1 protein-coding gene is annotated in these 379 nt (G+C 75.7%); it reads left to right on the top strand.

The features are described from left to right. A partial coding sequence (locus tag QWY29_RS19860; RefSeq protein WP_300962968.1) for an esterase/lipase family protein occupies positions 1–379 on the top strand: 379 nt, incomplete at both ends.

Genomic DNA, 379 nt, shown 5'->3' with positions numbered 1-379 from the left:
GCCGGGCTTCCTGGCCGGCGACCTCACGCTGCGGCTGATGGCCGGCGCGCTGCGCGGGCAGGGGATGCGCACCTACCGCTCCCACATCCTGGCCAACGTCGGCTGCACCCTCGACGCCGCCGAGCTGATCGAGCAGCGCCTCGAGGTGATCGCGGCCAAGCGCGGCTCGCGCGTGCAGCTGGTCGGGCACAGCCTGGGCGGCATGCTGGCGCGCGGCATCGCGGTGCGCCGCCCCGACCTGGTGGCCGGCATCGTGACGATGGGCAGCCCGATGATGGCCCCCGCCGCCCACCACCGGGCGCTGACCGCGAGCCTGGGCGGGGTGATCGCGCTGAGCAAGCTGGGCGTGCCGCGCACCATGACCGGCGACTGCGTCGGC

Source organism: Nocardioides abyssi (assembly GCF_030412915.1).
Taxonomy (GTDB): domain Bacteria; phylum Actinomycetota; class Actinomycetes; order Propionibacteriales; family Nocardioidaceae; genus Nocardioides; species Nocardioides abyssi.
The sequence above is the reverse complement of the archived record's forward strand: the minus strand, read 5'-3'. Positions and strand labels throughout refer to the sequence as shown.